Annotated in this window: 9 protein-coding genes; 4 read left to right on the forward strand and 5 right to left on the reverse strand. The window is 63.3% G+C overall.

What is annotated here, in order from left to right; all coding sequences use genetic code 11:
- From ACEW8G_RS09455 to ACEW8G_RS09465, 3 genes are all read right to left on the reverse strand, one after another.
- Positions 1 to 423: RidA family protein (locus ACEW8G_RS09455; protein WP_373488177.1), on the reverse strand; the 423-nt coding region annotated here is incomplete at its 3' end.
- A 31-nt stretch (positions 424 to 454) separates the two neighbouring features.
- Entirely contained in the window at positions 455 to 1117 is a 663-nt protein-coding gene (locus ACEW8G_RS09460) for an HAD family hydrolase (RefSeq protein ID WP_373488178.1), read from the reverse strand.
- Complete coding sequence (locus ACEW8G_RS09465; RefSeq protein WP_373488179.1) at positions 1118 to 1405, reverse strand: DUF3572 family protein; 288 nt, start codon at positions 1403 to 1405, stop codon at positions 1118 to 1120.
- Between the two features lie 72 nt (positions 1406 to 1477).
- Here ACEW8G_RS09465 and ACEW8G_RS09470 point away from each other — a divergent pair, with 72 nt between their 5' ends.
- A complete protein-coding gene (locus ACEW8G_RS09470) occupies positions 1478 to 1840 on the forward strand; it encodes a response regulator (protein WP_373488180.1) in 363 nt (120 codons plus the stop codon).
- Here ACEW8G_RS09470 and soxR read toward each other — a convergent pair.
- Positions 1812 to 2294, reverse strand: coding sequence for a redox-sensitive transcriptional activator SoxR (gene soxR, locus ACEW8G_RS09475; RefSeq protein WP_373488181.1), 483 nt, complete (start codon positions 2292 to 2294; stop codon positions 1812 to 1814). The two genes, ACEW8G_RS09470 and soxR, sit on opposite strands and share 29 nt — an antisense overlap.
- Before the next feature lie 112 nt (positions 2295 to 2406).
- On the opposite strand from soxR, the gene ACEW8G_RS09480 reads away from it, so the two are divergent.
- Complete coding sequence (locus ACEW8G_RS09480) at positions 2407 to 2787, forward strand: VOC family protein (RefSeq protein WP_373488182.1); 381 nt, start codon at positions 2407 to 2409, stop codon at positions 2785 to 2787.
- Between the two features lie 36 nt (positions 2788 to 2823).
- Here the strand turns inward: ACEW8G_RS09480 and xth are convergent, their stop codons facing one another.
- Positions 2824 to 3597 (reverse strand): exodeoxyribonuclease III, encoded by a 774-nt coding sequence (gene xth, locus ACEW8G_RS09485; RefSeq protein WP_373488184.1) that lies wholly within the window; start codon positions 3595 to 3597, stop codon positions 2824 to 2826.
- Between the two features lie 183 nt (positions 3598 to 3780).
- Between xth and ACEW8G_RS09490 the strand changes: the two genes are divergently transcribed.
- Both ACEW8G_RS09490 and ACEW8G_RS09495 read left to right on the forward strand, forming a co-directional pair.
- Positions 3781 to 5133: a DUF4139 domain-containing protein gene (locus ACEW8G_RS09490; RefSeq protein WP_373488185.1), complete on the forward strand. Its 1353-nt coding sequence runs from the start codon at positions 3781 to 3783 to the stop codon at positions 5131 to 5133.
- A 246-nt stretch (positions 5134 to 5379) separates the two neighbouring features.
- The gene (locus ACEW8G_RS09495) at positions 5380 to 6945 is read left to right on the forward strand and encodes a DUF4139 domain-containing protein (protein WP_373488183.1); all 1566 of its coding nucleotides are present in this window, start codon (positions 5380 to 5382) and stop codon (positions 6943 to 6945) included.
- The last annotated feature ends 29 nt before the right edge of the window (positions 6946 to 6974 follow it).

Raw genomic sequence — 6974 nt, forward strand, 5'->3', positions numbered from 1 at the left:
TCCGCGCGGCAGCACCGGCACGCCGACCGCGCTGCGCGCATGCTGACCGGCCGGGCCGAACACCTGCATCATCAAGTCAGACGCGCCATTGGCGATTTCTGGCTGCGCCGTGAAGTCTGGGGTGCTGGCGATGAACGCGCCGAGCTTGACGATCCGTTCCACCCGGTCGAGCGAACCCAGCGCCGCTTTCATCTGCGCAATCAGCATGATCCCGCACGCACGCGCAGCGGCCTGGCCCTGATCGAGCGAGACATTCTCGCCCAGCCGCCCGGTGAACACCTTGCTATCGATGAACGGCAACTGGCCGGAAATGTACAGGAGGCCGCCCACTTCCACGGCGGGCACATAGGATGCCACCGGCGCGGCGGGTTGCGGCAGTTCGAGGCCGATCTCGGCAAGCCGCGCTTCAATCATATCGCTCATCTCGTCATTGTTCCTTTGTGCATGGGCAGCGTCAAGCCGTTGCCATGGAAATGGGGGGTGCAGGCTGGCCGGCGGCCAGTCGTTCGATGATCCACGGAAGCGCCGCATCCCAGCGGTCGATGCGCGCATGGGCCTGGCCAGCCGTGGCGGCGCAGGCGATGTGCGGGGCGAGTGCCGCTTCGCCCACCATATGCAGCCGCCAGACATCGGGCGCATGGGTGGCCGCAGATTCATGGTGCTGCGGCAGATCGTCGATGAAGATCGCAACATCGGCGCCGTGTTCGTCGACGATGCGCTTGAGTGGCTCGCCCTTCGGCCCCTGATTGCACACCACCCGATGATGCACGCCAAACGCAGCCAGTTGCGCACTGCGTGCCGCCTGCCGGTGATCCATGAGATTGGTCAGCACGACGATATCGGCGACCTCGCCGATCGCCGACAGCGCCGCAAGCGCCCCGGCGATGGGCTGCTGACGCGCCATTTCGGTATCGAAAAACGTATTGAGCAGCGGCCAGATGTCTTCAGGCTTTACGGCAGCGCGGGTCTTGCGGTCCACCAGCGCCTTGGCAAAGTCACCGCCCGAAAAGTCGAAATCAATCGCATGCACCTCGTCCAACCACGCACGGAACGGATCAACCATGTGCAGCAGTACTTCATCACAATCGGTCACCAGCAGGGCTTTGGGATTGCGCATTTACATTCGGTCCAGTTCTTTGCGGGCATCGACAAGCTGCGCGGCCGACACATGGGCAGCACCGGCAGCGGCAATCAGGTCGGGTTCGTGACCCTCCAGATAGCGCAGGATCTCAGCAAGAACCGAGGGCTGAAACGCCCCCTCGCGCAATTGATCTGCGGTCATCCCGCTGAGCGACAGCAATCGGTCGGCGCGCTGCGGATCGCCCAGCAGCCACGCCAGCACGACCAGCGCCAGCGTCACCGGATCGCGGTGCTGCGGTTGGTCGCGGCTGATTGTGTCGTTCACAGCTTTCGCCTACATCGGGTGCTTGAGTGATACTTTCCGGCCGACGGGGCCGGAGCAAGCTATGGCGGTTCAGTGGCAAAAAGAGTGCTGGTTGTCGAGGACAACGACCTCAATCGCAAACTTTTCTGCGACCTGCTGAGCGCGCATGGCTTTGCGGTCGAGGGGCTGGCGGATGGCCGCGCGGTGATCGAGCGGGCGCGGTCGTTCGTCCCCGGACTGATCATCATGGACATCCAGCTGCCGCACATCAGCGGGCTTGAGCTGATCGAGGCGCTGAAAGCCGACCGCGACCTGCGCCCGATTCCGATCATGGCAGTGACCGCCTATGCGGGCAAGGGCGACGAAGACCGCATCCGCGCCGCCGGGGCGGAGGGCTATGTGTCCAAGCCGGTGTCGATTGGCCCTTTCATGGCGGCGGTGAACGCGCTGGTTTGAGCGGCTTGCCAGCGCCATCCCAAATGAATTGTGGCCCCGGCCCAAAGGCGGCGGCGCGATCATCGGGGTTGTAGATCGCACAACGCTCAAGCGACAGACATCCGCATCCGATACAGCCGTCAAGCCTGTCACGAATTTGCGCAAGCGCCTCAATCTGGGCGTCGAGCCGGGCACGAAAGCGCAGGCTGATCGCTTCCCAATCGCGCGCATCAGGCACGCGACCTTCAGGCAGGCGGGCGAGTTCTGAGACGATTTCCTCAAGCGTCAGGCCAATTTGTTGTGCGATCAGCACGAATGACAGCCGCCTGATGTCAGAACGAACAAATCGTCGCTGGCCAGCGCTGTTGCGCATCGGCTGAACCAGTCCCCGTGTCTCATAAAAGCGGATAGCAGACACCGACAATCCGGTGCGCCGCGCCAGATCACCGATGGACAACAGTTTTGGCAATGCCATTAATCCCGTCCTTTGCATTGGCAAGAAAGTGCTTGACCTCAAGTTAACTCGAGGTCGTACGAATCGCAACCATGCCCCCCAGCCCGGGTGGCAATGGACAAGGATTTTCCTTATGAAACACGGGACTCTGGAACATGTGAACATCACGGTACGCGATTGTGATGCAACCGCCGCTTTGCTTGCCGACCTGTTTGGCTGGCATATCCGCTGGCAGGGCCCGGCGAGGGACAACGGGCGCACGATACACCTTGGCACCGATGACAGCTATGTCGCGATCTACACACAGCAAACCGGTCAGCTTTTGAGCACCCCCTTTGCCAAAGGCGCCCCATTGAATCATATCGGCGTGTCGGTCGATGATCTGGATGAAGCTGAAGCGAGAGTGATTGCGCGTGGGCTCACGCCATTCAGCCACAGCGATTACGGGGTCGCGCGTAGCTTCTATTTCTTTGACGACAATGGCATCGAGTTTGAGGTGGTCAGCTATCGCTGAACATCCCCGCAAAAAGGGCCAGGTCGACAGGAAGGGTCAGGCGGCCAGTTCCACCCAGGTCGGGGCATGGTCGCTGGCCTTTTCACGACCGCGATGGTCTTTGTCGACGCCGATGGCAGTTAGCCGGTCGGCGGCATGCGGGCTGAGCAGCAGGTGATCGATACGGAAGCCGTGGTCGCGGGGCCAGGCCCCGGCCTGATAATCCCAATAGGTCCACACCCCGCCCGCCGGGCACAGGGTGCCGATGGCGTCGGTCCAGCCATCGGCGATGATTCGACGATAGGCGGCGCGGCTTTCGGGCTGCATCAGCGCGTCCTGCGCCATCGCACGCACCGAATAGGTGTCATTGTCGCGCGGGATGACGTTATAGTCACCCGCCAGCACTGCAGGCACTTCTTCGGCTGCGATCTGCGTGGCGCGATAGCGCAGCCGTTCCATCCAGCGCAGCTTGTAATCGAACTTCGGCCCCGGCTGCGGGTTGCCGTTGGGCAGGTAGATTGATGCGACGCGAACCCCGAGGACATCAGCCTCAAGATAGCGCGCGTGCTCGTCCTCCGGCTCGCCCTCCAGCCCGCGCTGCACCTCAACCGGCTGGGCATCGCGCGCGAGAATGGCGACGCCGTTAAAGCCCTTTTGCCCGTGCCAGATCGCGCCATAGCCCAATCTTTCGAACTCGGAGGCGGGGAAGCCCTCATCCTGTGTCTTGATTTCCTGCAGGCAGGCGATGGCTGGCCGGGTTTCCTCCAGCCATTCGATCAGGCGCGGCAGGCGCGCCCTGATGCCGTTGATGTTGTAGGAGGCGATGCGCAGCATGGTGCCATCCATATCGGGCCAAATCGCGCTTGCCCAGCGATTTAGCCCCTGTTCATTTCAGCGCCGATGGGCCAGATTTCGGGGCGTCAATTGGGGAGTGATAAAGTCATGAGACGCGAGCCTTTTATGCAGACTTTCGCAGCGGCAGGGCTTGCAGCGCTGATCGCTCTTTCACCTGCAATGGCCCAGGATGCCAGCCTGCCTGCCAATGACCTCACCGGCCCCAGCACACAGGGCAATGTCTCGGTCACGGTCTACAATGGCGGCACCAGCCTGGTGCAGGATATCCGCAGGCTCACCATCGCCAACGGCACCAGCCGCATCGAATTTCCCGATGTGTCGGCGCAGATCCGGCCCGAAACCGTCTCGTTCACGGCTGATGCCGCGACCATTGTCGAACAGAATTTCGATTTCGATTTGCTCACCCCGGGCAAGCTGATGGAAAAGGCGGTGGGCGAGACGATCACCCTGGTGCGCACCAACCCGGCGACCGGCGCCGAGACGCGCGAGCGTGCCAAGGTGCTGTCGGTCAACCAAGGCGTGGTCGTGCAGATCGGCAACCGCATCGAGGTCCTGCGCGACGATGGCCTGCCGGTGCGCGCGATCTTTGACAAGGTGCCGGACAATCTGCGCGCCCGGCCGACCCTGTCGATCACCGTGGACAGCCAACGCGGCGGCGCGCGTGATGCCGCGATCCGCTATCTCACCGGCGGGCTCGACTGGTCAGCGGATTATGTCGCACTGTTCGATGAGGCCAGGGGCAGCATCGATGTGCAGGGCTGGGTGACGCTGTCGAATCGCACCGGAACCACCTATCGCAATGCCGATACGCTGCTGGTCGCTGGCGATCCGCAGGGGGCATCGGGTTTCGGCGGTGGCGGGCGCAACATCCGCAGCGCGGGCACCGAAACCGCCGAGCGCGCGCGGCTGGGCGATTTTTATCTCTACCCTGTGGGCCGCACGACGATTGCCGACAAGCAGACCAAGCAGATCAACTTTTTGGATGTGCAAGGCGTGCCCGCATCGCGCGCCTATGAATATCGCGTCGGCTGGCTGGCGAGCATCAATGAACCGCGCAGCGCCGATACCGTGGTCAAGTTCAGCTCAAGCAAGAGCGGCGGGCTGGGCGATGCAATTCCGGCGGGCGCGGTGCGCTTTTACCAGCGCGACCAGCGCGGATCGCCGCAGTTTGTCGGCGAAAACTATATCGATCATACGCCGATGGGCAGCGCGCTGGCGCTCAAGACCGGTGAGGCGTTTGACGTGAAGGTCAAAACTGCGGTGGTCGAACGCAAGCGGCTCTCCAGCAGCAAATGGCAGACCAGCATGCGCTATGAGCTTACCAATGCGCGCGATGATGCGGTGGCGGTCGATCTGCAGCAGGCGGGGCTTGATTTTGGCTGGACCGACACCCGGATCGTCACCGAAAGTCTGGCGAGCACCCGCGCCAACAGCAACGCCGTGGTCTGGGCGGTGCCGGTGCCCGCCAATGGCAGCACGGTAGTCACCGCAACGTTTGAGACGCGGTATTGAGGGGTAGGTTTAGCGAGCGGTACTGTGTCTTCCCATCACCCCTTTGCGAGTTTCCGATCCCTTCGACGCCGCCTGTCGGCGTCGCTCAGGATAAACTTTAGCCAAAGGCTGAAGCTGAGGGACGTATTTGCAACGGTAGCGCAATCGTCCCTCGACTTCTCGGCCGGACCGAGAAGTTTATCCCGAGCGGCTGGCTTGCCAACCAGCCGAGGGGCTCGCGACAGACAGAGCTGGGTACTTGGGGCCTTGATCTTCTGGGCGATGGTCGTTGGAGGTTCTGCCCACGCCCAAACCTCCAAGCAAACCGACGTTATCTCGCTCAAACCCGACAGTGTCGCCGTCACCATCTATCGCGATCCCGGGCGCGGCGAGGGGGGCGGGTTCAATCTGCGGTTCCTGAACGGCTTTGCGGTGGTGACCGAACAGCGGCGGATCAGCGTGCCTGCTGGCCCCGCCACCATCCGCTTTGCCGGAGTAGCCGAAGGCATGGTCGCGGTGTCGGCGGTGATCCGGGGCCTGCCCGGTGGCATCATCGAGCAGAACCGCGACAAGAAGTTGCTGTCGCCCGGTGCGCTGGTCGATGGTACGCTCGGCAACCGCGTCACGCTGCGCCGCACCGACCCCGCAACCGGCGAGGTGAGCGAACGCGACGCGATCATCCGCAGCGCGGCCAACGGCGCTTTGGTGGTTGAAACTGAAGGCGGGTTTGAGGCCTTGCGCTGTTCGGGTCTGCCCGAGACAGTGCTTTACGATACGATCCCCGGTGGACTGTTCGCCAGCCCGGTGCTTTCGGTCGATACCGTCTCTCCCGAGGCCGCGACGGTGGATGTCACGCTCACCTATCTTGCCGCAGGGTTTGACTGGAACGCCGATTATGTGGTGAAACTCGGTGCGGATGGCCAGAGCCTTGAGCTGTTTTCGTGGCTGACGCTGGCCAACAGCAATGCCGAAAGCTTTGCCGATGCCGAGTTGCTGGTGATCGCCGGCAAGCTCAACACCCGTCAGGCGATGCGCAATCTGGCCGACACGCCCGCCGCGCAGCCGCTGTCGATCAAGTGCTGGCCGCGCGGCTCGACCGCAGAAGGCAGCGATGACGATGGCGGGGACTATGCGATGGCCCCGCCTCCGCCGCCTCCACCACCGCCGCCACCGCCCCCTCCGATGGCGATGATGGAGGCCGATGCCATCATGGTCACCGGTGCGCGGTTGAGCCGTACCGCCGAACTCGAAGCCTTGGGCGATCTCAAGCTCTATCGCGTGCCCTTCCGTACGACCGTCGCTGCCAAAGGGCAAAAGCAGGTCGCACTGCTCAGCAAATCCGCTGTGCCCTACACGCTCGTCCATCGCGGCACGGCGACGTATTGGCGCAATGAGCCGGTCGCACTGGGCATGGAAATGCGGCTCGACAACGCGCGCGGCGGGGCGCTCGGTCTGCCGTTGCCCGCAGGCCGGGTCGCGCTGTTCGATGCCCCCGGCAATGATGCGTTGCTGATCGGCAATGGCCGGATGCGCGATTATGCAGTGGGCGAGGAGGTCAAGATCGCACTGGGCAGCAGCCCGCAGGTTCGGCTCAAGGTGGTCCCGACCGCAGCGGCTGACCCATCGGGCTGGACGCGCTTGGCGCTGACGCTCACCAACGCCAACCCTGCCCCGGTGACGGTTGAAATCGCGCTGGGGGATATCGCGGGCAGGCAGCTGCGCAACGCCAGCGGACGCATCACCCGCAAGGACGGGTTGCATCTGTGGACGCTGACCGTGCCCGCCAACGACAGCGCATCGCTGACCTACGAGGTGCGGTCGGTCAACCGCTAGCCGCGCCGCCAGCGCTTGTCGGCGAGCAC

It is taken from the genome of Blastomonas sp., assembly GCF_041747255.1.
Lineage (GTDB): Bacteria > Pseudomonadota > Alphaproteobacteria > Sphingomonadales > Sphingomonadaceae > Blastomonas.